Origin of the sequence: Zhongshania sp., assembly GCF_041584495.1 — a bacterium.
GTDB lineage: Bacteria > Pseudomonadota > Gammaproteobacteria > Pseudomonadales > Spongiibacteraceae > Spongiibacter.
Genome location: NZ_JBFHDY010000047.1, coordinates 1 through 25,792 on the forward strand (window position 1 = coordinate 1; position 25,792 = coordinate 25,792).

21 protein-coding genes are annotated in these 25,792 nt (G+C 50.1%); 4 read left to right on the top strand and 17 right to left on the bottom strand.

What is annotated here, in order from left to right:
- Positions 1-1,021, top strand: a 1,021-nt coding sequence (locus tag ABYP33_RS09585; RefSeq protein WP_373090608.1) for a nicotinamide-nucleotide amidohydrolase family protein, incomplete at its 5' end; no start/stop codon positions are given.
- Here the strand turns inward: ABYP33_RS09585 and ABYP33_RS09590 are convergent.
- Positions 1,018-1,440: an SRPBCC family protein gene (locus ABYP33_RS09590; protein ID WP_373090610.1), complete on the bottom strand. Its 423-nt coding sequence runs from the start codon at positions 1,438-1,440 to the stop codon at positions 1,018-1,020. The genes ABYP33_RS09585 and ABYP33_RS09590 overlap by 4 nt on opposite strands.
- 220 nt (positions 1,441-1,660) lie before the next feature.
- Between ABYP33_RS09590 and ABYP33_RS09595 the strand changes: the two genes are divergently transcribed.
- Positions 1,661-3,580 (top strand): radical SAM protein, encoded by a 1,920-nt coding sequence (locus ABYP33_RS09595; protein ID WP_373090612.1) that lies wholly within the window; start codon positions 1,661-1,663, stop codon positions 3,578-3,580.
- Between the two features lie 22 nt (positions 3,581-3,602).
- On the opposite strand, the gene ABYP33_RS09600 is transcribed toward ABYP33_RS09595, so the two are convergent.
- Genes ABYP33_RS09600 through ABYP33_RS09625 form a run of 6 tightly spaced genes read right to left on the bottom strand, consistent with a single transcriptional unit; the run spans position 3,603 to position 9,616 of the window.
- On the bottom strand, positions 3,603-4,001 hold the full coding sequence (locus ABYP33_RS09600) for an HIT family protein (RefSeq protein ID WP_373090614.1): 399 nt from the start codon (positions 3,999-4,001) through the stop codon (positions 3,603-3,605).
- Positions 4,002-4,010: 9 nt separating this feature from the next.
- Positions 4,011-6,110 carry a GNAT family N-acetyltransferase gene (locus tag ABYP33_RS09605; RefSeq protein WP_373090615.1) on the bottom strand — a complete coding sequence of 700 codons (2,100 nt, stop codon included), beginning with the start codon at positions 6,108-6,110 and terminating at the stop codon, positions 4,011-4,013.
- A complete protein-coding gene (locus ABYP33_RS09610; RefSeq protein WP_373090617.1) occupies positions 6,107-6,403 on the bottom strand; it encodes a hypothetical protein in 297 nt (98 codons plus the stop codon). Before ABYP33_RS09610 ends, ABYP33_RS09605 begins: the two co-directional genes overlap by 4 nt.
- Positions 6,403-6,714 (bottom strand): DUF2288 domain-containing protein, encoded by a 312-nt coding sequence (locus ABYP33_RS09615; RefSeq protein ID WP_373090619.1) that lies wholly within the window; start codon positions 6,712-6,714, stop codon positions 6,403-6,405. Before ABYP33_RS09615 ends, ABYP33_RS09610 begins: the two co-directional genes overlap by 1 nt.
- A gap of 54 nt (positions 6,715-6,768) precedes the next feature.
- Positions 6,769-7,515 carry a TIGR01621 family pseudouridine synthase gene (locus tag ABYP33_RS09620; RefSeq protein WP_373090621.1) on the bottom strand — a complete coding sequence of 249 codons (747 nt, stop codon included), beginning with the start codon at positions 7,513-7,515 and terminating at the stop codon, positions 6,769-6,771.
- On the bottom strand, positions 7,478-9,616 hold the full coding sequence (locus ABYP33_RS09625; RefSeq protein ID WP_373090623.1) for a hypothetical protein: 2,139 nt from the start codon (positions 9,614-9,616) through the stop codon (positions 7,478-7,480). The genes ABYP33_RS09620 and ABYP33_RS09625 overlap by 38 nt, the downstream gene beginning before the upstream one ends.
- A gap of 933 nt (positions 9,617-10,549) precedes the next feature.
- Here ABYP33_RS09625 and ABYP33_RS09630 point away from each other — a divergent pair.
- Complete coding sequence (locus ABYP33_RS09630) at positions 10,550-12,055, top strand: AbgT family transporter (protein WP_373090625.1); 1,506 nt, start codon at positions 10,550-10,552, stop codon at positions 12,053-12,055.
- Between the two features lie 29 nt (positions 12,056-12,084).
- On the opposite strand, the gene phoU is transcribed toward ABYP33_RS09630, so the two are convergent.
- From phoU to ABYP33_RS09680, 10 genes are all read right to left on the bottom strand, one after another.
- Complete coding sequence (phoU, locus tag ABYP33_RS09635; RefSeq protein WP_008249869.1) at positions 12,085-12,807, bottom strand: phosphate signaling complex protein PhoU; 723 nt, start codon at positions 12,805-12,807, stop codon at positions 12,085-12,087.
- A gap of 57 nt (positions 12,808-12,864) precedes the next feature.
- Entirely contained in the window at positions 12,865-13,665 is an 801-nt protein-coding gene (gene pstB / locus ABYP33_RS09640) for a phosphate ABC transporter ATP-binding protein PstB (protein WP_197465760.1), read from the bottom strand.
- A gap of 79 nt (positions 13,666-13,744) precedes the next feature.
- Positions 13,745-15,451, bottom strand: a complete 1,707-nt coding sequence (gene pstA / locus ABYP33_RS09645) for a phosphate ABC transporter permease PstA (RefSeq protein ID WP_373090626.1) — start codon at positions 15,449-15,451, stop codon at positions 13,745-13,747.
- 40 nt (positions 15,452-15,491) lie between these two features.
- Complete coding sequence (locus tag ABYP33_RS09650; protein ID WP_373090627.1) at positions 15,492-17,723, bottom strand: ABC transporter permease subunit; 2,232 nt, start codon at positions 17,721-17,723, stop codon at positions 15,492-15,494.
- 131 nt (positions 17,724-17,854) lie between these two features.
- Positions 17,855-18,823, bottom strand: a complete 969-nt coding sequence (locus tag ABYP33_RS09655; RefSeq protein ID WP_373090629.1) for a PstS family phosphate ABC transporter substrate-binding protein — start codon at positions 18,821-18,823, stop codon at positions 17,855-17,857.
- 102 nt (positions 18,824-18,925) lie between these two features.
- Complete coding sequence (gene phoR, locus ABYP33_RS09660; protein ID WP_373090631.1) at positions 18,926-20,227, bottom strand: phosphate regulon sensor histidine kinase PhoR; 1,302 nt, start codon at positions 20,225-20,227, stop codon at positions 18,926-18,928.
- A gap of 9 nt (positions 20,228-20,236) precedes the next feature.
- Complete coding sequence (gene phoB, locus ABYP33_RS09665) at positions 20,237-20,944, bottom strand: phosphate regulon transcriptional regulator PhoB (RefSeq protein WP_008249857.1); 708 nt, start codon at positions 20,942-20,944, stop codon at positions 20,237-20,239.
- An 85-nt stretch (positions 20,945-21,029) separates the two neighbouring features.
- Positions 21,030-21,884, bottom strand: coding sequence for a formyltetrahydrofolate deformylase (purU, locus tag ABYP33_RS09670; protein ID WP_373090632.1), 855 nt, complete (start codon positions 21,882-21,884; stop codon positions 21,030-21,032).
- Between the two features lie 21 nt (positions 21,885-21,905).
- Positions 21,906-22,754: an SPFH domain-containing protein gene (locus ABYP33_RS09675; protein ID WP_373090633.1), complete on the bottom strand. Its 849-nt coding sequence runs from the start codon at positions 22,752-22,754 to the stop codon at positions 21,906-21,908.
- A gap of 40 nt (positions 22,755-22,794) precedes the next feature.
- Positions 22,795-23,265, bottom strand: coding sequence for an NfeD family protein (locus tag ABYP33_RS09680; protein ID WP_373090634.1), 471 nt, complete (start codon positions 23,263-23,265; stop codon positions 22,795-22,797).
- Positions 23,266-23,438: 173 nt separating this feature from the next.
- On the opposite strand from ABYP33_RS09680, the gene ABYP33_RS09685 reads away from it, so the two are divergent.
- Positions 23,439-25,589: a YgiQ family radical SAM protein gene (locus ABYP33_RS09685; protein WP_373090635.1), complete on the top strand. Its 2,151-nt coding sequence runs from the start codon at positions 23,439-23,441 to the stop codon at positions 25,587-25,589.
- The last annotated feature ends 203 nt before the right edge of the window (positions 25,590-25,792 follow it).

Here is a 25,792-nt window from a genome sequence, read left to right on the forward strand (position 1 = left end):
GGTCACCAACACGGCCATTGCTGAACACCCAGAAGCACTAAACCACCTAACAGCATGGTGCACATTAAGAGGCTTCGCCCTAAATGCATCTAATCACAAACAAGCGATGTTACCGCAGGGCTGTGAGATTATTGCCAATGCTAAAGGCAGCGCCGTTGGCATTAAATTACGACATCGCAACTGCCTCATTTTAGCAACACCCGGCGTACCCAGTGAATTAAAGCCAATGCTCGCGAATGAAATAATTCCCGAGCTGGTCACGCTTTTCCACTCAGACCATATAAAAACCATACGCTTAGGCGTATTTGGTTTAGGTGAATCCGCAATTCAAGAACTCGTTAATGAAAAATTAGCAGACTGGCCAGCGGACATTGAGCTCGGTTTTCGGGCGTCCATGCCGGTTTTGGAAGTCAAACTGACGGCAAGAGGCGAAAATGCAAGCGCCGAACTTGCGCCGTGGCGAGCAAAAGTCGCCGAACTAATGGGCGACCATCTACTGGGCGAGCTGCCGATTAGCCTACCGCTAGCGACCATAAATGCGTTAAAACAGAACAATGTACAGCTCTGTACTGCAGAGTCTTGCACTGGCGGTCTGATTGCTTCGCAGCTAACCAGTATTCCCGGTGCCTCTCAGGTTTTTCCCGGCGCGATTATTAGCTACTCCAACGCCGTAAAAAACCAGCTGCTTAAGGTTTCAAAAACGACGTTAGCAAGCGAGGGTGCCGTTAGCGAAACAGTCGTCAGACAAATGGCACTGGGTGCCCTTGACTGCACCGGCGCTGATATCGCAATTGCGGTGACGGGCATCGCAGGGCCCGATGGTGGCAGCTCAGAAAAGCCGGTCGGCACCGTATGGATCGCTTGGGGTTCAGCCCAAAACCTCAAAACCCAGCGCTTCCATCTGCCCTTCGAGCGCACCGGCTTCCAAAACTGGGTAGCGGCCTTAAGCCTAGACTTGGTGCGTCGCTTTGTTCTCGAGCTTCCAGATGGCCCGAGTTTACTAAAACGCTACCGGCGTTAAGCCGCAGCCAAATAATCGTGAATCCATTGAAGTAACAGTTCATAGGTTCCCGTTAGCATTGCGCCAAGTTCCTTTTCACTTACGCCAACGGGCTCCGCGCGGCCGTACCAATCAATATGGCAACGTCCTTCACCTAGGGGAGTCACTTTGGCATTGGCGGAGTAATCCGTAACCGGCATCGGTATGCCGCGGGGAATATTGTAGGCAAACGTCATTGCCGATTTATCCATCGCCGTTAACACTTCGTCAATAGGCTCCATCCCGGCAATGTGTAAACGGCGTATCATACCAATACCCTCGCCGATGACCTCGGTTTTGTCGATGCCCGGCGCCCAGCTAATATTGCCAAACTCTTCTAGCAGGGCCCACACCTTGTCTGCAGCAATATCAAAATCACGTGCCAAATGTACGTTTACCATTTTTCGAGTCCAGCCATAGTCTATAGAAGTCGCGATAATCATGCCGGATAAGCGACGGCGCAACCTCACCCGAACGGCGTAGCCCCATGCACTATTTATGACAATTCGGTAATAGGTCGGTATTCAAAAGACTGCTACTCTTAACCAAAGTATGTCATTTATATCACCGAATGACACCGCGCCTTGGCAAGACTAAGGCTTCTGCCGGAATGAAATAATAATGAATGCACTGCCCTGTCCCGTATTCCTATTTAGTATGGATTCTGATCAATTTTGGGCCGCGCCGACCACCACCGGCGGACTTAAGGCCTACTACCAAGCTTACGGAAAACACACATCACAATATCAGTTAGAGTTGATACATTTTCGCGACAGCGGCGAGGTTGCGGCTTGGCAGAGCCAATGGCACAACACTGTTTTACCCAAGCTAAAAATCGCATTAGACGCAGGCCAACGTCCCGTGGTTGGCTTTAGTATGTACACGTGGAACGCAGCGGAATTTTTAAGTTTAATCCAGCAGATAAAAGTCGCCTGCCCCGAGGTGCTCTGTGTCGCCGGCGGCCCCCATGTTCAACAAGCAGAAGATTACCTTTTTGAAGATCCTATTGACCTAATTATTCTCGGTGAAGGCGAAGCCACCTTTCAGGAAATTCTCGATACTCCTCTAGGCAATCCATGGACAGACGTTAAAGGCCTCGCGTTTTTAGAACATGGCGAGATAGTCAAAACCCCCGAGCGCCAGCGTCGCACCCTGCTTGACGAACTGCCGTCGGCACTTGATGTTATTGACTTGGTCGATGCGGATGGCAACTGCCTGTACGACTCAATATCCTACGAGACCAGCAGAGGCTGCCCGTTTAAATGTGCGTTTTGCGAGTGGGGAACCGGTGCGATTGGCACCAAGATGTATCAGTTTTCCATGAAGCGGGTGCGCAGCGACTGGCGCCGTATTGTCGACGCTGGCATTAAAGACATATGGTTGGCAGATTCCAACTTTGGCGCATTAAAAGACGACCTCGAAAAAGCCCAGTACATTTGTGAACTCAAGGCCGAGACCGGCCTACCGAGTAGCTTCGCAACATCTTGGTCAAAAAAACACAGCCCGCGAGTTCAAGATATTGTATTGCTATTACACCGTAATGGCCTGCTCCCCCATTATCAACTGGCCTTGCAAACATTAACCCCGCTGGCCTTGGAATTAAGTAACCGGAAAAATATGAGCGCCAATAAATACCAACCCATCGCCAAACAGATGGCCAGCGAAGGCGTTCCTATTGCCGCAGAGCTAATATGGGGCTTACCCGGAGACAACTTACCGGAGTTCGAACGCAATTTAGATCAATTACTGCGTACCTTCCCCAATTTGAATATCTTTGCCTATACCCTGCTGCCCGGCACTGAATTTTACGAGCGACGCGGCGAATATAAGATCGAAACTATTCCTGTCGCTGGTTATGGCAAAGCCAAGGGCGAGTATGTGGTTGCCTGCCATACCTTTGATCGCGACCAAGGTATTGAAGGCTATTTTTTGATTACCGCACACATTTTATTTGCCCACGGCCACCTCCTTCCTCTATCGATTCGCTACCTAGCCCTGCAAGACAATATCACCACCGCGCCATTACTCCGCAAATTACTACGCGCCGTTTGTGCGGAATACCAAGCTGAATTACATGATATTGATTTGAGTGATCGCATGGTCGCCTATGAAAATAGGGCTCGCCTCTACACGGCTATATTGCAAAACCCTGAGGCGCTATACGCACTGCTTCGTCAGCAGGTCTTTGCCTATTTAGATGCCGCCAATTGCAAGCAACATCGCGACGCCATTGCCAATATTATCGATTTAGATCAAGCCCTTTCACCCCGCGTTGGCGGGCCGACAGAAACCGAATACAGTTTCAACTTTGATGTTATCAGCAGTAAAACCGCACTCGATTGCCTGAGTTTGCCGGCGCCCGAAGACCTGTCACCTCAAGCCCAACGTTTCAAAATTAAGAGCCCGGGGGGGGTCGGTACTATTCTGAAAGACCCTGACGGCGGCGGTTGGCTCCGGGGCGAAATACTGAGCCCCACGATTGGGGTGCAAACAGTGCGAATTATGCATCCCAATATTAAACCTCAGCTCAGCCCTCAATGAGGCGAAGTTGACTCCTCCGGTCTTAATTCGCAGCTAAGGCCGCGCGAATTTTCGCAGCTGCCGCGGCGAGGTCTTCTTGCTCTGCCATTTTTGCATTGCCGAAGTTGGCATCGTCCATAGTATTAATTGGTACTAAATGCAAATGTGTGTGGGGCACCTCTAGGCCAATAATCATCATGCTGACACGCTGACAAGAAAATGCCGTCTTAATCGCCTTGGCAATGGTCTGACTAACGGCCATCAAATGCGCGGCAAGGGCTTCAGGTAGATCATCCCAATGATCTACCTCTTGACGAGGAATAACGAGAACGTGTCCGGCTTGAATCGGTGCAATTGTCATAATAGCGACAGCGTGTTCATCTTCCCACACAAAATGGCCGGGTAATTCACCTTGAATAATCTTCGTAAAAAGCGTCGACATAATAAAACCTCACACTAAGGTAGAAATTAATTGTTTAAATATGCGTTTAAGGTTTAGCTCGATGTCAGTTTTGCCCGTTAACGCAAAATGCGCCGCGATGGCAGCCCAATCATGGCCCAGTAATAAGCGCGCGACAGCCAAGTCGGCATCGCTCACTGCCCGTAAATCGCAAGCTAAACATAACTGCGTCAAACTTGCCGCCGCCTGTTCGAAAATCAGTTCACCGTCGCAGTAGCGCTGTGCCGCCACAACGGCTGATGTCGGCACAATGCGCGCAGGATCTCGCGTTGACGCAAGTAAAACGATAAGTAAATCTGGACTGAGCCCACCATAAACACTCGCTAAACTGAAATTCAAATCACTATTCAATTGCCGCGCAAGTCGCGCTGCATCCGCATCGAACTGCGGGCTGAGGCCTTTTACGACAATCAGTGAATACAAGCCGCTAGCACTGTCGCGACGACTCCCCAAATAGGCCGGAGCGAAACCCTGTGCCAACCAAAAATTAATTACTTGTAAGTCTGCCGCGAAACTCGAAGACAAATACGCAATATGTTGGCTGCGCGCATAGCGTTCCGCCGCCGTCAGCATCGCCATTCCTAGACCCTTGCGACGCCAATCCGCCGCTACTGCAATCCTATTAATACGCAAGCTTTTCACCGTTAGATAGCCTGATTCCGCGCTGCAATGTGCTAAGCGCTGTGCAGCCAGATGCCCCGCTGGGCGTCGCCGAGCTTTAATCACATCTACAGCCAAGCTCTCCGCAAAACCGCCCTCGGGCAATAATTGGCAAACACCCAGAACACCGTTGCCGCGACGGGCAATAATGAGCACTGCGTCACCATCGAGCAAATACTGTAAATCTTGTGGCGTGGTTTGGTAATGGGCTTGCACCAGCAGGCCAAATACTTGGCGCAATAAATCATCGTTGCATAGCGCCTCGCGATCAACAACGCGAACCGTCAACTCTCCGTGCTCGTCGTCGCTAGACCGTGGCTCGGCATTCAATAAAAACAAGGTGTTCAAGACCTGCTCCAGCGGATCATCCACCGCCCAACGGACCGGTTCATCTAAGGACTGCCTTCGCCACTGCGGTCGCTCAGCGTCTAATATCGCCTTAAATCGAATATCAAAGCCACGACCACTGCCCTCGTAGCCGTGCACCGTCGTGGAAAAAACACTACGAGGATAACGAAGCAATAAGGTGCGCAATCCTGCTACCGGTAGCGCGGCTGCCTCATCAACAAGAAGCAAATCCCAGTCATCACGGTTTTTTAGTGCCGCATCAAAAGGCAAGTACTTAAGAAAATGAGATCCAACAAAACAATTGTCTTCACGCCATTGCGCCCCAGGTAGCGCCGCGACTATGTGTTCGAAAGCGCCTTTCACCGCAGCAAAACCCGGCGCGGTAATCAGCACTCGTCGGCATTCATTACCTTCTGATGCAAAAAGCGCTGCTACCGCCAAACCGAGGACGCTGGTTTTACCCCGGCCCCGATCTGAACGAATCACTAAGGGCCGCTTTGCCCGCCCCGTCACGACGGCTTTAATGGCTGCTAAGGTCGCGGTTTGGCCAGGTGTTGGCAGGGTTTGCTGCCATTTATCACCTGTATTTGGCGCATTACCACTGAAGCCCTTCACTTGATCCCAAAAGAAGCAGCCTTCCAGCCCGACCGCGAGCCGGAGCAATCGCTGCATAAAAGCCGAGGGCCGACTATTGCCGAAGTTTGACTGATCGCTAAAATAGCTCGGCCACTCAGAAAAACGCGGACACAGTAATAACAGCACACCACCCGCTGTTAAACAGCCCGCTGCCGCCAGCCAATCATTAAGTTTTTGGTTATTATGCGCATTGATAAGCAGCGACGAATACTCACTGCCCAACGTTGTTTCTGTGCTGCAAGGTGTAAGCCCACACAATTCGTGCCTGGCAACCAGCAGGCAATGATTCAAGGCCATAGGCACATTCGATAACTGTGCCTCACACCACGCGGCAGAACCTGAAATAAACACCAAATAGCGGTGTCCGCTGTGCAGAGCCTGGGCGCGTAACCGCGCATAGCCATCCGCTAAGCTGAGCTCAGAATCGCGGCTAAAAAGAAGGTTCACGACGTATTGCTGCTGGGATAAACCGGCGCTTCGTTCATATGCATATGTAGAATTAAACGATAATCCCGTCGGTAAAAGTCGGCAATCTCAGTACTGAGAGATTGCTCGGCGCCGTCGATAAACATTTGTTTAACCTCAGATTCAAGGACAAAGCCCGCGAGCAAGCCCGCTTCGATGAACCCTTCAAGTCGATATAATTGCGCGGGAGGAATATCTAAACCCTGTTGCTGATCACTGAAAAAACCGTGTATTTTCTCTGATAGCTGCGCGCAAAAGTCTTTTGCGGTGCTCATTATGTTGCCAATTTTCGTTCGCGCTGCACTAGCACCCAAGGCGCGACAACCACCGCCCATACCTCACACTTTTCGGCCAGCCACACTTTAGCCTGAGTTTCATCTGCTTTCTGCAGTAAGCCTTTTTCCAACAGCTCTGCAATGTACTGCGCTTTATCTTCAGCAAGGGCCACCGCCGTGGCAACCAAATCTAGTTCAGCAGCCACCACTAAAACCGTGCCTTGGGCATAGAAGCGCTGAAGCGCTTCCCAATCAATTTTCGAGGTTTCGCGATTGAGTTTAATACTTAGCTCAGAGGGCAACGCGGTCATGTTCACAATCCATCTACAATGCAGACCCCGCTAATAGATTAACAAGGCTACTTACTAATTTAGGCCAGGCCACGATAGAGCCCAGGGTGTCTGGCAGTCTAACAAAGCCGCTGCCAAGCCTCCATCAGCAAATAGCTGGCCCTCCTTGGGGAGCGAAATATATTCGCACTCCTCGCCGCGAAACGTAAAGCGCAAGGCGGTAGCGTGGAGATACATACGGTCACTGTCTTGAATTGTCGGCCCGTAGCGACGGTCGCCAAAAATCGGCACCCCAAGGCTTTTCATTACCACCCGCAACTGATGGGTCTTCCCAGTATAAGGCTTTAACAAATACGCCCGTCGCCCCTCACCTAGGCTGTAGCTAAAAAACTGCGTGAGCGACGGATTACTGCGCGTTCGACTAAGTAAATAGCTGCCACTGCGACTTTTTTTAATATCACCAACAACGGTGCCCTGCTTTTTACCCGGTTTGCCGTCAGCGAGAGCAAGATAGTATTTCTCTACTTCGCGATTGGCAAACAGCGCACCGAACTCAGCGGCTGCGACAGGGTTCTTGGCAAGGAGTAATAATCCCGAGGTAGCATCGTCTAAACGATGCACTAAATGTAGCGACTCCCCTGGAAAATCCGCGTTCAAGATGTCGACCAAGCTTTGCTTGGTGTTATTACGATGAAGATTAACACCAGGGCGTTTATCAATAACGATGTAATCCGCAGTATCTTTTACAAGTACATAATGCTTGGTTTGATCCATAACAGTCACATTAATCAGCGTGGCGCTTACCGCTCTCGTGGCCGTCATGAAGCAATGCGCGCAAGAGATCAATCTCGTGTATTATTTCGTCATCGGCGTCTGAAAACCGAATCTGCAGCGCCATTTCCTCGAAACCCTCAGCATCATTACTGCGGGCTAAGACATCGAGCAATTGCATCTTTAGGCCCACATCATCGCGTTCAGCAATGGCAGCTTCTAGGATTAATTTAGCGCCAGCAAAATCGCCTAGTTCAAGCGCGGCGGCGGCGCGATGATGGGCGTCGTCGTCCGCACCTAAGCTTTCCTCCGTGTGAAAATGATCGTCACTTGACTCGCTAAGCCAATCTTCATCTATTGCTGACAAATCAAAATCGACCAAGTCGGGCTCGTCAGGCTTACGAGCCGCGTCCTCATCTAAATTCGCGAACAATTCATCATCTAATTCAATTTCATCAATACTGATCGTTTCTTCTGCATCAGCAGAATTAAGAAACAGTTCGTCGGTATGCCCTTCTGTAGAATCATCAGGTATCAAATTCAGTGCCGCAAAAACATCCTCGCCGATCACCGCGCTTGCGGACTCAACTTTGTCTGCCGGCGCCGCGGGCGTTGGCGCCGAATCAAAAACATCAGATTCGCGCGGCTCGTCTCGCAAAGTAGGTTCAACAAGCGGATTAACACTCGGTTTTACAACACCTGAATGGGAATCCAGTGACGAAAACACATCATTAAAGGCTTCTTTGGTATTCGCTCTCGCAGCTACTGCTGCATTTACGTCACTCAAATCCACATTAAAGGCAGCATCTTTCTCTTCACGACGACGCCGTACCCAAAGCAATAAACCAAATGCGAAGGCCGCAAGCGGTAATAGCCAGCGCCAATTGAGCTGCCAGTCCGTCGACGTGCTGCTGCTCGGCATTGCCGATTCAGCAGCATCCGCTACCGCTGGTTCTGGCAGCAATTCCGTTGACGCCACCAAGAGTTCATCAGTCATAAGCACGTCGGCATCGGCCACCGTATCATCGGCGTTTGACAGGCCCTCATCGGCACTGGCCAAAGTCTCACCACCCAATTCGGTGTCAAGATTTTCTGTTCGCAATTGACTGTATTGACTATTGAGACTGTCGAGTTGGCCTTGCAATGCGACCAAGCGGGCCGTCATTGCCGTAATATTCTCTGACACTCGATCGACTTCACTGCGAACGTCGACCAGACTTTGCTGTAAAAACTGCTTTTCAGTTAAAGCGCCATCACTGTCGTCGGCTACAGACGGACTATTACCGTCATCCTCGCGACGATTTAAAATAACCTTATCTTGCCCGAGCCGCCCCCCTAGGTTACCAGCAGAGCCGGTGGCGACGACCTCAGTTTTTTTAATTGTGGGCTTCGCCGAGGACACGCCTTGTGGACCTGGATCCAGCGGTTCTGGAATACTTTCAAACAAATCCAAGGTCACACGTTCTTTAAGTAAATTTCGATTTCCCCGGATAAACGCCTTGGGGTTATTGGCGTAAAGCCTATCCATCCACAGCGTCACCGAACCACTTTTCACCTTCGCAACACGAAGGGCTATAGCCCACAAGCTATCACCGCGAACCGTGGTGTATAAACTCGACTCTGCGGTAATTGCTTCAGCGACAGGCAGCGGCCGAGCTTGCCGGGATTCGCTGCGACTCGCGATAGCCGTCGTTGAGCTTCGATTGATGTTTTGCAGCACTGACACGCCCTGCTCCGAATCCGCCGCGGCATTGACCGGCGGATCAAATAACAAGGTATAAGCGCGGCTTAAGCTGCCATTTGGCCAGCGCACGGTGAGCATAAAATGCAAAAAAGGCTCTACCAAGGGACGGTCACTGCGCAAGTAGACCGTGCCATTGCCACTCAAATCTAATTCACCGACCGCAGAGATAGCGCGCGTGTCGACCGAACCAACTTCAATGCCACTGCCGTCGTCCTTAACCGGGCTCAGGGTGACGAGCAATTGCTCACTACCTAAACCATCTGCCCGAAAAATAGGAATACGTGCGAACAGGGGCTCCCCTAACTCAGAATCTAAGCTGGCGGGGCCAAGCCCCAGTGCCATCGCATTCTGACTAACTAAAACCGCCAAGCACAACGGCAGCATCGCCGGCATTTTGTATTTAGTCATACTCAATTCTCATTAAACGCGTCGCGCCCATCGTCGGACAAGTATTAGTATAATACCTGATTGCTCTTTATTTTTAGCAAGAAACTCTAAAACCTGCCATTAAACGTCGTAAAAACCACGAAAACAATGTTAAAAATCGATTAAAGTGGGGTATCTAGCCGCATTTTAAATGATTCTAGACCAATACTGGCAAAATAATCACCCACACCACAAACAATGAAAGTTTTCCCCATTTAGAGTGAATAAGCTTGTGGATAACTTTATAGAAAACCACCTTGAGCGAGGATTCATGGGCACTATCAGCTTACGGATAAAAATTAACCAAACTGCCTTGGCCTTTTATTTAGCTTGACTTCCCTCACGCCGACCTTGGGTAAAAGCAGCACGATAACGACAAACATAATCGCGGCGGCGCACCAATACGGGTAGCTAGGGGATATTCGATAGCGGCCTCCACCAACAAGCGGGGCAATCATAAACCCCAAGCCAGCAGTCGACCCGAGCAGCCCCGCCACCCCCCTTGCTCATTACTTTGCACTGCCATGGTTGCACTGGCGGCGAGCGCAGATGCGGTCAACGCCACCTCAAACCCAAATAGGGACATCGCCAGCAAATAGCATTGGCGGCATCGTTGCCTTCGCGAGTAAAGCATATACAAGGCAAGCCCCTTAGCAACAAGCACATAGGCGGTTCCACATAGCACTGTACTACAAAAAATTGCGCAATTAGCATGGCGGCCGAAGACACGACCACCGCCATCGAAAAATCTGCGAGGCAGGCACACCATCGTTGGGCGTGAGTCACTTCCTATGCATTCCTATTTTTTATGATTCGAACGGCGTAGTTTACAAATAGCGCCAAGCACTCGCGCCCCTGCTATACGCATGGTTATAGTACACTGCTAACGCCCTTTAACTGCAACGGAAGCTCTTAATGCCCAACAGTCAAATCAATACCCCTATTAGTCAGCGTTGGCTTAACCACCTTGAAAGCGCTGGCAATAGACTCCCGAATCCCGTCATGCTGTTTCTCTATTTTTGCCTTGCGGTAATACTTGCCTCGGTAATAGCGCAGTTTCTGGGTTTAAGTGCAAACCACCCGATTAGTGGCGACACCATTGTCGCTAAATCGCTACTGTCTGGCGACGGCGTGCGCTGGATGATTAGCAATGCTGTCAGCAATTTCATTCACTTTGCACCCGTCGGCTCGGTTATCGTCGCGATACTGGGCATTGCAGTTGCCGAAGAATCTGGATTACTTGCCTGCGCCCTTCATGGTCTGGCGAGCAAGGCCCCCCGACGTTTCCTCAGTAGCTTTGTCATCTTTGCGGGCGTCATGTCCAGCATTGGTTTTGACTCGGGCTATGTGGTGTTAATACCGCTCGCAGCATTGATCTTTCGCGCCGCGGGTCGCTCTCCGCTGGCGGGTATTGCAGCGGCGTTTGCTGGAGTCTCCGGTGGCTATAGCGCCAACTTATTGCTCGGCCCAGTCGACGCTATTTTGTCTGGCATCAGCAGCGAAGCCATCCATTTGGTAGCGCCAGACAGAGAAGTACTGACTAGCGCCAATTATTATTTCACCCTCGCCTCCACGCTGTTTATCACTGTTGCTGGCACGTGGATAAACGAAAAACTCGTCGAGCCGCGACTGCCGAAGCCGCAAGGCAGCCCAGACAAGCCCCTCGCAACCGAGGACACCCGCCAAGGCACAGCCTTGCGCAGAGTCGGCCTTTTTAGCCTTGTATTTGTCGGAATATTGTTTGCCTTGGTTCTGCCCGCCAATGGCTTAATGAGAAACCCTGATCCAAACGGGCTTGCTGCCCTGCCCTTGCTTAACGGCATTGTGGTGTTTATCGCCCTATACGCAATCATCGCGGGGGTAATTTTTGGCTACACTACCGGCAAATTCCGCGCTCAACACGACTGGATAAAAGCCATGGAAACCGGCCTATCAAGTTTATCTGGGTATTTGGTGCTCATGTTCTTTGCAGCGCAGTTTGTAAATTATTTCAACTGGACCGGGCTTGGCGCAATCGCGGCGATTAACGGCGCCCATTGGCTTGCAGGACTCGCACTTTCAAAAATAAGCCTGCTACTAAGCTTTATTTTCATCAGCGCCCTTATTAACTTATTACTTGGCAGTGCATCGGCCAAGTGGGCATTGATGGCCCCCATTTTTGTACCTATGCTGTTTTTATTAGGTGTCGATCCCGAATCTGCCCAAATGGCTTATCGGATTGGCGATTCAAGTACCAATATTATAACGCCCTTAATGCCCTACTTCGGCGTGGTCGTGGCCTTTGTCCAACGTCACGACAAAACCGCAGGCATGGGTACGCTCATGGCATTAATGCTGCCTTATTCGCTGAACTTTTTACTGGGATGGTCGCTATTACTAGGATTGTGGCTAGCAGCTGGACTGCCGCTAGGCCCGGGTTAAGCAGGCGACACTAGTCGCCCGCCACGCATTTACGATTGGTCTTGGACAGTTGCCGCCATTTCTTCAATATTTACGTGGCGAACATTCGCCCCCTTAACCAAATAGATTACATGTTCGGCGATGTTACGCGCGTGATCGCCAACCCGCTCTAGCGAGCGCAAGGCCCACATCACCTGCAGAACCGACGAAATAGTGCGGGGGTCTTCGATCATATACGTCACCAAGCTGCGCATGGCCGTGCCGTATTCAAGATCTACTGCCTTATCTTCTTCAGCAACCTCAAGCGCGAGGTCAATATCGAGTCGCGCAAACGCGTCCAGTGAACCTCGCACCATACCGGCAACATGATCACCAATATGACGAATTTCAAGCACGCTGCGAGGTAAGCCACCGAGTTCAGTCAATTTAATAGCACTATCAGCAACCTTACTGGCTTCATCGCCCATTCGTTCGAGGTCACTTAAAATTTTGCTTATCGACAAAACCAAGCGTAAATCGCTCGCGGCGGGTTGACGCCGAGCCAGGATGATTGTGCAGTCTTCGTCAATAGAGACTTCTAAGGCATTTACCAACGCGTCGCCTTTGCGAACCTCTTCAGCCAAGCCCGTATCCAATTGCATGAAGGCATTGGTCGCATCTGCAACTTGCTTTTCAACCAAGCCACCCATCTCCAGCATGCGCGTTTTAATATCATCGAGTTCAGTATTAAACTGCTGGGATATATGGTGGGTATGTGAATTCTTTTCTTTCATGCTTATGCTCCCAATAATTCATCAGCAAACAGTGATCGATAACGACTCAGCGTCAGCTTAACCATAACGCCCAGTAATATAATCTTCGGTCTGCTTATTCGTCGGGTTAGTAAAAAGAACATCGGTATTGTCAAATTCAATTAGCTTCCCGATATACATAAACGCCGTATAGTCCGACACCCGCGCCGCTTGCTGCATATTGTGTGTAACAATTACGATTGTGTATTTATCTTTTAGTTCGTAAATTAACTCTTCAATTTTCAAGGTCGAAATTGGATCGAGAGCCGATGCAGGCTCGTCCAAAAGTAAAACCTCAGGCTCTACTGCGATGGTGCGGGCAATAACTAAACGCTGTTGCTGACCACCAGACATACCAAGCGCATTATCGTGCAGGCGATCTTTAACTTCATCCCACAGCGCAGCGCCGCGCAAAGAGCGCTCCACCACTTCGTCTAAAACCCGCTTTTTATTAATACCCTGAATCCGCAAGCCATAGGCGACATTTTCGTAAATTGATTTAGGGAAGGGGTTGGGCTTCTGAAACACCATGCCTACCCGGCGGCGCAAGGTCGCTACGTCGACACGCTTATCGTAAATATTAGAACCGTCGAGCGATATGCCACCGTCGACTCGGCAAGTATCAACCAAGTCATTCATTCGATTAAAACAGCGCAATAAAGTCGATTTACCGCAGCCACTAGGGCCGATAAACGCGGTTACTTTTTTCCGAGGAATAACCATATTGACGTCGAACAGGGCCTGCTTTTCACCGTAGTATAGGTCGAGATTATCTACCGACAGGGTAATATCCTCATCGTGAATAGATTGCTCGCTACGATTTCGCCCCAGTGATTCCATATTGATGGCATGTGGCTTCACTGCCACTTTATCTGTCGTCATAAAATTCGCCGCCTTTTCATTTACTTTATTCACGCGCTTACATTTCCAGTGATTTGTATTTTTCACGCAAGTGATTTCGCAACGCTACCGCACTTAAATTCAGCAGCGCAATAATCACCACCAACAGCAGCGCAGTCGCGTAAACCAGCGGGCGCGCAGCCTCAACATTGGGACTTTGGAAACCCACATCGTATATATGAAAGCCTAAATGCATAAACTTCTGGTCGAGATGAAAATAGGGAAAATTGCCATCTACTGGCAGGGACGGCGCCAACTTCACCACCCCGACCAACATAAGTGGCGCGACCTCACCCGCAGCCCTCGCCACGGCGAGAATCAGGCCGGTCATCATCGCCGGGCTCGCCATGGGTAAAACAACTCGCCACAAAGTTTCTGCCTTGGTTGCCCCTAAGGCCAAGCTGCCTTCACGCAGGTTGCGAGGAATCCGCGCTAAGCCCTCTTCAGTTGCCACAATGACCACCGGTAAGGTCAGTAGCGCGAGCGTAACTGACGCCCACAATAGTCCCGGCGTACCAAAGGTCGGCGCCGGTAACGCCTCGGCAAATAAAGCTTTATCCATCTCGGCGCCGAGAAAGTAGATAAAAAAGCCTAAACCAAACACGCCGTAAACAATTGACGGCACACCAGCCAGGTTGTTCACCGCTATTCTTACGATACGGGTCATTAATCCCTGCTTGGCGTATTCGCGCAAGTAAACTGCAGCAACCACACCAAAGGGCGTCACCAACACCGACATAATGAGCACCATGATAACGGTGCCAAAAATTGCCGGAAAGATCCCACCTTCCGTATTGGCCTCACGCGGCTCTTCGGTAAGAAATTCACCAAATTTTTGGACATAAAATACGATTTTTTGTCCCAGGTGCATGGCATTGGGCCGGTAGGCTTTTACCACTGTAGCCATTCGCTGCTCGCGAATTTCGCCGCCACTGGTCTCAATGGTAAAACTATCCCGATTCCATTGAGTGTACAGATCTGCTAACTGTCCTTGTAGCGCTTTATAGTGAATATCTAGCTCTGCCCGTGATAATGCAATCTCCGTTTCAATTGCCTGTCGGCGCGACAACTCCAACTCTGGGTCAAGCGCTAAACCCCGCTCTCTCAACCGCAGTTTTTCAAACTGGTAATTAATACTACCGATTTCCTTTTTTTCGATTTTAGTAATTTTCTCGTGTATTTCACTGGCCCGTGCAATTCTTTCTTCGAAGGCTGCCCACACCGAACCAGCATCGTCAGAGCCGCTCGCCACAACCTGCCCCTGCTCTTTCACCTCGCGTAAAAAGCCGTAAAAATTGCCCCATTCTCTGCGTTCTACAACCACCGCATCAACTGGGTATTCAGGGTTCTCAAGATGACGAGTGATTACCCACTGAAAATCCGCGCCGCCGACGTCACGGTTCCCCACCTTAACCAGCTCACGCCTAACAAAGGCTTCATCGGCATTGATTTTAAAGCCTGCACTTAAAAGCTGTTCAATAGGCACACTCTCGGCCTCGACCCGCTCCGCCAGGATTGGAACCGAGGAATCGCCAGGTAAGCTGTATTGCGCCTGCATGACAGATGCAGGCCAAAAATGTCCAAACCCACGCACCGCTAACAAGAGCAATAAGCCGATAACAGCGAGCGTGCTCACGGTAACCGCAGCCGCATTCATCCAAATCATGGGTTCGCCGCGTTTACACCACTCGACGAGGCCCTGCTTGTTAGCATCGTGCAAAGACATTGGTAAATTTCCTGTAGTTCAGCCTACTGCGACAGTAATACTAAAGATTGCCGTAACGCAGGCGCAGACGCTGACGCACTGTTTCCGCAATCGTGTTCACAAAGAAGGTAAACATAAACAACACAAACGCCGCCAAGAACAATATTCGATAATGGGAGCTAGCGACTTCAGTTTCGCCAATTTCGACGGCGATATTCGCCGCGAGCGTTCGCATGCCTTCAAAGATATTTGCATCCATAATTGGTGTGTTGCCGGTGGCCATCAGTACAATCATGGTTTCACCTACCGCTCTACCCATACCAATCATCAGCGCCGAGAAAATACCGGGGCTTGCCGTTGGCATAACGACCCCGACTAAACTCTGCCACGGGGTCGCGCCCAGCGCCAAAGAGCCATAACTGAGGTGTTTTGGCACCGAAAATATCGCGTCTTCGGCAATCGAAAATATAGTCGGAATTACCGCAAAGCCCATGGCAATACCAACCACCAAGGCATTGCGCTGGTCGAAGGACACGCCCATATCACTGGTGAGCCAAGCGCGCATATCGCCGCCAAAAAACGCACGTTCCATTGGCGCGCCCAAAAGGACGCAAGCGCTAACAATGCCAAGCACAACCGGCACAAGTAGCACTGGGTGCCAGCCGTCGGGGACTAGTCGTCGCAAACTTATCGGGACTTTTGACCAGCACCAAGCAAATAGCAAAATTCCAAAGGGTAAAATCAAAAACATTGAAAATACCGCAGGCATATTTTTTTCAATAAATGGTGCCAGCCATAAACCGGCAAGAAAACCGAGAATTACTGTAGGTAACGCCTCCATTAACTCAATAAGGGGTTTTACTTTTCTACGCAGTGCCGGGGCCATAAAATAAGCGGTGTAAATCGCGCCACAAATTGCCAAGGGCGCAGCGATAAGCATGGCGTAAAAAGCAGCTTTAAGCGTGCCGAAAGCCAATGGCGCAAAGCTGTATTTAGGTTCGAAATCATTGGTGGACGCCGAAGACTGCCAAACATAATCCGGCTCGGGATAGCTCTCGTACCACACTTTACTCCACAGCGCTGACCACGACAGTTCGGGGTGTTCATTGTGAAGTTTATAGCTGTAGCGAGTTCCACTCTCATTCTCGATCAAGAGCATATCTGCCCGCGGCGAAATGGCGATAGCGCTGATTCGCCCCACGTCTAAATCAGCATTGAGCAGACGGCGGTGCGAGGTCGTGTAAAACAAATCCAAATGACCTTCTTTACTAACGCTGACAAAGCCCTTGCGACGATGCTCGGTGACCAAGGTTGCACCACTGCCTTTGGGCACCTCAAATTTCCTTACCGCTTGTAAGCGGTAGCCCGATTCTCGTTCGCTGTCGCGCACCACAAACCACTGGCCCACTTCGCCGTGGTCACTGGCGGTCAGCAGCGATATTCCGCCGAGCAAGAAGCGCGCTTCGTTTAGTTTGCCGCTGTCAAAAAGGTAGCCGCGATCAGCGACATTCACGCGACGTAAGTCGATGAGTCGATAACCGCCATCGTTGCTCATGACGTAAAGCCATTGTTGATCTGGCCCAACGAGCACTCGATCAGCACTCATATCTAATACTGGCAGATCAACCGACTCTTCAACTAAAGTCACTTCTTCACTAAGAAAATCTTCTTCTTTTACCCAGCGGCGCCCAATAAGCTTGCCATTACTCACCGCCACTAGCAGCAGCTCGTCGTCACTATCGCTAATTGCCAGTTGATCTATAGGACCCTCTTCACTCAGCAACAAACTTTGCTCGCCATAGGGGAAACGTAATTCCGGACTAATTAGGCGTTTATCGTTCGGGAAGCTGGTGCGGTAATCATGCTTGGCTATAACCACTCGGCCATTGCTTAAGCCAAGTGCAAATATCCGGCTTACCTCAGAGTCTAAGGCGAAGCTGCTTATCTCGGCGCCATTCAGTGGAATAGCTTTGCTGAGCAGTAATTTGCCGTCGTTGGTTTGGAAAAAGTCTGCCCGACCTGAACCGTCTAAGCTAAAACCCACTTCCGCCTGCTCTTCCATTGCCAAATACAGGCTGGGAGCTTGGCTATTAGCAGAAAACTCATTGCCGTCCTCCAGTGAGGCCGACTCAAATAGCGGCATAATCTCAAAGAGAAGATAGAAAAAGATCAGCAGTATCGCAAAGAGTACGCTTATACCACCCGCGGTGATCGCAGCCGTTGCCATACCATCTTTGACTTTACGCCACTGACGATACGCGGAAGCGGTAGCTCGAACCTCAGACTGACTCATGTATTTCGCTCTCTATAAACCTGTGCATACAATATGACAAATTTATTACATTAATATGACAGGCGGTCTTTCTACAAAAAAAATGCCGCGAATCCATTCTGCGGCATTTGCATCACCAGTAAAAACTAGCGTTATAGCTCGAGCTTGGCTTTAATTTTCGCTACAACGCTGGCGGGTAATGGGATATAACCGTCCTTAACCACTACTTCCTGACCTTGCTTAGACAAAACCAACTTTATGAACTCACGCTCCAACGGCGCTAGTGGCTTGTTCGGCGCCTTATTCACGTAAACGTAGAGGAAACGAGACAAGGGATAGCTGCCTTTAGTCGCATTTTCAGCGTTAGCGTCTACAAAACTGCTCTTTTCATCTTTGGCCAGCGGTACGGCGCGAACACTGGAGGTTTTGTAACCAATCCCAGAATAACCAATACCGTTAATAGACGTCGAAACCGACTGCACAACCGACGCAGAGCCAGGCTGCTCGTTCACGCCATTTTTAAAATCACCTTTACACAGCGCTTCTTCTTTAAAGTACCCGTAGGTACCCGACACAGAGTTACGGCCAAACATTTGGATATCGCGAGCTTTCCAGCCACCAGTCATGCCTAGTCCACCCCAGGTGTTCACATTAACGCTATGGCCACATTTATGAGTGCTCGAAAATACCGCATCGACCTGCGCCATGGTCATGCCAGCAATGGGGTTATCCTTGTGAACAAAAACAGCTAAGGCGTCGATTGCGACGGGAACTGCGGTGGGCTTATAGCCAAACTTGGTTTCAAAAGACTCAAGTTCTTTGTCTTTCATTTTACGGCTCATGGGGCCGATATTCGAGGTGCCTTCGGTTAACCCCGGTGGCGCCGTAGATGAACCGGCGGCTTGGATTTGAATATTAATATTAGGGTAGTTACGTTTGAAGTCTTCCCCCCACAAGGTCATTAAATTGGCTAGGGTATCTGAGCCGACGCTGGACAAATTACCGGATACACCCGACACCGTGACGTAGTCTGGCAAAGCGCTATCCACGCGGGCATCCGCAACTGCGCCCACTGCAGACGCCGCCACAATTGCACTTGCTACTAAATATCTAATCTTCACTTCGACACTCCTAAACCAATATAAGCTACTTCAGTGGAGCTACTTTATAGTCGAATTATGACAACTTTGTGACAGAAGCTATAATATTTGCGGTCAGCTTAGCTACTTCGCCATAAAAGGCACCGCCACCGATTTAGGAAAAACACAGGTAAAGACACTGCCTTTGCCGGGCACACTGCGAACTCGCAATTCAGCTCGGTGACGAATCAGCACATGCTTAACTATTGCCAAACCAAGGCCAGTGCCCCCTGTATCAAGGGATCGGCTCTGATCAACGCGGTAAAATCGTTCGGTTAATCGAGGAATGTATTGGGGCTCGATGCCGATACCGGTGTCTTCCACTTCAAAATAGGCGTGGTAATCATCCTGATACCAGCGCAGGATGATTCGATCATTCTCCTTTGTGTAGCGCGCCGCATTGACCGCTAAATTTGAAAATGCACTGCGCAATTCATTTGGATTGCCATTAATTGCAATATTATCGTCACATTCAATTTCAATGCGCCGGGCACTCTTGGCCGCCGTGCCGCTCTCTTCGCGAATCATTTCCATCAAGGGACGCAGCTGAATGACACTCTCGTCGGCCAATTTCGGTACCGACTCCAAACGCGAAAGCATCATCAGGTCATGAATCAATAAATTCATGCGCCGAGATTGCTGCAGCATTTGATCCACCGCTCTGTCCCAGCGGGGATTTGCGCCGCCATGCTCAGAAAACGTCTCTAGGTACCCATTAATAACCGTGAGTGGCGTGCGCAACTCATGGGAGACATTAGCAACGAAATCCTTGCGCATCTGTTCTAAGCGGTGGGTTCGGGTGACATCGCGGGCAAACAAAAGCCGATTGCGCTTACCAAAGAAGCTCACGCTAATACTCAAATTAATGAGGCCATTGACCGGCGACACCATTTCCAGCGGAGCTTGATAGCGCTCTGCCTCGAAATAGCGGAGAAACGCCGGACTGCGCAGTAAATTAACCAGCTGACGGCCTTTATCACCCTCTTCTCTTAAACCCAATAAATCGTGGGCAGAGGCATTACACCACTCGATATTGCCGTAAGGGTCAAGCATCACTACTGCGTCAGACATCGAGGCAAACGAAGCGTGCAAATAATCAATCATTGCCTGCAAACGGTCACTGTCCTGCGACGATTCCCGCTGCATATCGTAGATTACATCAAAAACTTGACCCCACATCCCTGCAGCCTCTGGTGGATCTGACTTCGCACCGCTATACAGCCAGTCAGACAACCGCTGTAAATGCCGCAACAGCCACGCGCATGCCAGCAACGCCGCCGCCAATAGCGGCAATAGCCCAAGATCGAATAACGCGCAGCCTGCCGCAACCACAAAAAGTGGTGTGGCAACGCGCAATAACTCTGCCTTCCAACTGTAATACCGCATTATTTTGCGCTATGCGCAGACACCTGTTGTCGAAAACCGGTAACCGGTTCCACGAACTGTTTGAATTAAAAGGCCGCAGTCTCTTAGCTCAGTTTGCAATGCTTTGCGAAGGCGACGAATGTGGACATCGACGGTGCGCTCTTCAACGTAAACATTGGTGCCCCATACCTGATCAAGAAGCTGGCCGCGACTATACGCTCGCTCCTGATGAGTCATAAAGAATTTTAATAATTTAAATTCGGTGGGCCCCATATCCAATGGGGTTGCATCAACAAATACTCGGTGGCTACTGGGATCTAATTTCAGCCCGGCGACTTCAATACTCTCCTCCTCGTCGCGATTTGTCGATCGACGCATAATGGCTTTAATACGCGCCATCAACTCCCGCGACGAAAAAGGCTTGGTGATATAGTCATCGGCACCGACATCAAGACCTTGCACCCGATTGTCTTCATCGTCTTTGGCGGTCAACATAATCACCAGCAAATCCCGGGTCAGTTCATCGCGGCGTAGGCGCCGCAACAATTCCAAACCACTCGTCACCGGCATCATCCAGTCCAGCAGCACAAGATCTGGGCGCTGATCGACAATTATACCGTGGGCATCCTGGGCATTGCTTGCCTCCAGACATTCATAACCCGCCAATTCAAGACCCACCCGTATCATTTCACGGATTGCGGTTTCATCGTCGACAATCAATATGGTGGCTGACGTCATTCCATTAACCTTTTTTTGTAAAATTCGTAGGCTGCATTAAAACCATTTTAAGTGACAATTTTATGACAGTTTAAATTTCACTTGATTAATCAAACACTACGGTCTTGTTCCCATGCACCAAAACGCGATCTTCCAAGTGGTTGCGCAGCGCTCTCGCCAACACCGATTTTTCGACGTCCTTACCAAGTCTAACAAGGTCATCTTTGCTATGCCGGTGGGACACCCGAATTACGTCTTGCTCAATAATCGGACCTTCGTCTAGTCGCTCGGTAACGTAGTGGCAGGTAGCGCCGATCAACTTAACCCCGCGATCAAAGGCCTTCTGATAGGGATTAGCACCGATGAATGACGGCAGGAAGCTATGGTGGATATTAATCATTCGTCCTGCGTAAGCTTGGCAAAACTCCGGCTGAATAATTTGCATATAACGCGCTAACACCACGCAATCTGCCCCATAGCGCTGGGCCAGCGCCATAATCTTGGCGTGTGCGGGTGCTTTGTTGTTTGGGTCAATGGCCACAAACTCAAAGGGAATACCGTGCCACTCCACCATGCTACGCAGGTTTTCATGATTAGAAATAACACAAGGTATATCGCAGTCTAATTCGCCACTGTGCCAACGGTGCAATATGTCAGCCAGACAGTGAGAGGCGTGACTCGCCAGTATGACAACCTTGCGCTTAACCGCAGAATCGACCAGCGCCCAGTGCATGCCATATTCAGCCGCTAATGGCGCAAAGGCCTCGCGGCAGGCCTGAGCGCTGACTTTTAAGGATTCCGCGCGAATCTCATTGCGCATAAAAAACCAGTTACTTTCTGCATCTGCGTGATAATTTGCCTCGGTAAGCCAACCGCCGTGCTCCGCGACAAATTGACTAACCCGCGCAACAATGCCCACGCGGTCGGGACAGCTAATCACTAAACGATAAGTATGATCCATGTAAAAACACTCAATCCTAAATTAGGCTTTATTCAATATGCCACGCAATGCCTGAGGCAAATCAGCCGGTAAAACAACCGTTTTTGCATTATTTGACGAAGACAGACTCAATAACGCGTCGGTGTATTTTTCGCCCAATAAATACAATACCGGCAACTCGTCATTACCCACTGCCTCAGAAATCAAAGTAATTGCGGCGCCACTGGCCTTAGCCAACACAACCTGCGCTTGGGCATCACGGCGCGACGCCTCCAAGCGGCCATCTGCCTCCAAAATAGCCGCTTGTTTCTCTCCCTCAGCTTTAGTGACGGCGGCGCGGCGCTGACGTTCCGCCGCCGCCTGCTCTTCCATGGCTGCCTGCATCGTCGGTGAGGGGTTGATATCCTGAATCTCGACGGTTTTCAGGGTTATCCCCCAGTCTGCAATATCCTCAGAAATCGCCGTTTTCAATTTCGCTTTAATCTGATCTCGCGATGAAAGCGCAGAATCCAGCGCCATCTCGCCGACAATAGAACGCAATGCAGTCTGTACCAAGTTTTGAATCGCAAAGGTGTAGTTTTCAACCCCATACACTGCTTTTTCTGGGGCAACAATATTAATATAAGCAACGGCATTGGCTATAATCACCGCATTATCTTCGGTAATGACTTCTTGTGAGGGGATATCGAGCACGATATCCTTGGTCGTTAATTTATAAGCCACATCATCAATATAGGGAATAATGAAGTTCAATCCCGGGTTCAAGGTTACGTGGTATTTACCCAGCCGCTGCACAATATGCTTATAGCCTTGAGGTACCGTGCGCACCCCCTTCATTAACGTAACAATAACCAAAATTGCCAATGCTATTACTACCGCCAAGCCATCCATCGCAATACTCCTTGTTCTCTGATTCAGTTAGTCTTGTATTTTATGCCGCGCCGCGCTGAGACCGGACAATAAGCGTGTTTCCCGATATGTCTTCCACAACCAACCGGTCGCCAACGGTAACGTGCTCCCGGCATATAAACTGCCACTCATCGCTGCCCAGCACCGGGATGGAAAAACGTATGGTGCCTTGTTCTATTTCCGGACCAAGCCGAATGACCATGCCCTCCTGCCCTATCACCTGCTCCCGGGACATACCCGATAGGGTCTTATTCTTCATTTTGGGGTGAATAAACTTAAACCACACCACTAAATCGAGCACCGACAAGCTCAGCCAAAATAGCATTTGCACGACCACACTCAGATCGACCACTAACAGCATCAAACCGACCGCAATGGCGCTCGCGCCAAACCAAATCATGACAAAAACAGGAATAAATAACTCAGTCGCAACCAATAAAAGACCCAAAACCATCCAGTGCCAGTAGGCAATATTTGCGTCTAACCATTCCATTTTTAACCTCATTCCGTAGCGAGTCGCGTTTGAGACATCCATTTACCCCTTATTTATCTAAAAATTCAAGCACTTAGTAAAGCTATTTATATTTAGCTGCGACAGCTTAACATCCAGCAAGTGTTGCCGTTTTCACGTATAATGCTCGTTTTTCGGATTCCTTCGTTACCCCTATGTCTTCAGTAATACACGCGCCAAAAGTCATCTTTAGCCATCATCCCTACTGGGCCGAGTGTTTCGGCACCGCACCTTATTTGCCCACCTCCCGCGAGGAAATGGATGCGCTGGGCTGGGACAGCTGCGACGTCATCATTGTGACCGGTGACGCCTATGTCGACCACCCAAGTTTTGGCATGGCGGTTATCGGCCGAGTACTTGAAGCCCAAGGCTTTCGCGTTGGCATCATTGCTCAACCCGACTGGCAATCAGCCGAACCCTTTAAAGCACTTGGGCAACCCAATCTGTTTTTTGGGGTGGCATCAGGCAATATGGACTCCATGATTAACCGCTATACGGCAGATCGTCGTTTGCGCCATGACGATGCCTATTCGCCAGACAATGAAGGCGGTAAACGTCCAGATCGCGCGGTGATTGTCTATTCCCAGCGCTGCAGAGAGGCCTACAAAGACACGCCAATTATCATTGGGTCGATAGAAGCCAGCCTGCGCCGAATCGCCCACTACGACTATTGGAGCGACAAAGTTAGGCGCTCCGTACTACTGGATTCCAGAGCCGATTTACTGCTTTACGGCAATGCTGAACGCGCCATCATTGATGTGGCCCACCGTTTAGGCCGTGGCGACAGCATTGACAGCATTCGCGATTTACGTGGCACCGCCTACGTCACTCGTTCCGTACCCGATGGCTGGACTGTTATTGACTCAGCCAGCGTCGACCAGCTCGGCAAGGTCGACCCGATCACCAACCCTTACGTTGACACCAGTGCCACCGAAAGCTGTAAAAAGAACGAAGAAAGCCCCGACGCAGAGGCCGCAGTTGAAGCGGTGCAGACGGTTAGAATTATTGACCCCCTGCAAGCCCGTAAAGCAGGTACTGACGCCACCAAAACCGTTATTCGCCTGCCTGATTACGAGGTTGTTAAAAACGACCCCGTAAATTATGCCCACGCCGCCCGGGTGCTGCATCTGGAAACCAACCCAGGCAATGCCAGAGCTTTGATTCAACGACACGGCGACCAGGAAGTGTGGTTAAACCCGCCGCCGATCCCGCTGACGACCGAGGAGCTGGACTGGGTCTTTGAGCTACCCTACCAACGCAAGCCCCACCCTATTTATGGCAAGGCAAAAATCCCCGCCTACGAAATGATTCGCTTCTCAGTAAACATCATGCGCGGCTGCTTTGGCGGATGTAGTTTCTGCTCAATCACCGAACACGAGGGGCGGATCATTCAAAGTCGCTCGCACGAATCCATCGTTAATGAAGTGGAAAAAATTCGCGATATGACCCCGGAATTCACCGGCGTTATTTCAGATTTAGGTGGCCCTACCGCCAATATGTGGCGACTAAATTGTAAAAGCACTGAAATCGAAAGTCGCTGCCGTCGCCTGTCCTGCGTCTACCCCAATATCTGCAAAAGCCTGAACACCGACCAAACCCCCCTGATCGATTTATATCGCGACGTGCGGGAGCTGAAAGGCGTTAAAAAAGTCTTGATCGCTTCGGGCTTGCGCTATGACCTCGCAATCGAAACCCCGGAGTACGTCAAAGAGTTGGTAACCCATCACGTTGGTGGTTATTTAAAAATCGCACCCGAGCACTCTGAAGACGGCCCGCTGTCAAAAATGATGAAGCCAGGCATGGGCAGCTACGACAAATTCAAAGCCATGTTTGATAAATACTCAAAGCTGGCGGGCAAAGAACAATATTTAATCCCCTACTTTATCGCTGCCCACCCTGGCACGACGGATAAAGATATGATGAATTTAGCCATGTGGTTAAAGGGCAATAGCTTTCGCGCCGACCAAGTGCAAGCTTTTTACCCCTCACCAATGGCCAATGCTACCGCGATGTATTACTCAGGCAAAAACCCCCTGAAAAAAGTATCGCGAACCAGTGAAGATGTGGTGAGCGCCAAGGGCCTCAAGCAGCGCCGTTTGCACAAGGCATTTTTACGCTATCACGATCCCGAAGGCTGGCCGTCAATTCGTGAATCACTCTTATCTATGGGCCGTAAAGACCTGATTGGCTATGGTAAAAAGCACTTAGTGCCGCCACGCCAGCCGGTAAACTGGACACCCAAGCACGGTAAGGGCCGCCGAATATTGACCCAACACACTGGCCTGCCACCACGAAAGACGAAATAAAATTTCATTTTCCGTGGACTAAAGCTCTTCCAAAGCGACTTTTTTCTATGTATATAATAAGAATGCTGGCTACGGATGCAGCTTGGTTTTATGTATAAGCACCACGAAGTCGTTTTAAGTACCTCGTTCTGTTTCATAAGTCCCTGCCTATCTCAGCTCAAGCACCATAAAAGGCATTTATTAACACAACGAGGCACATGTTA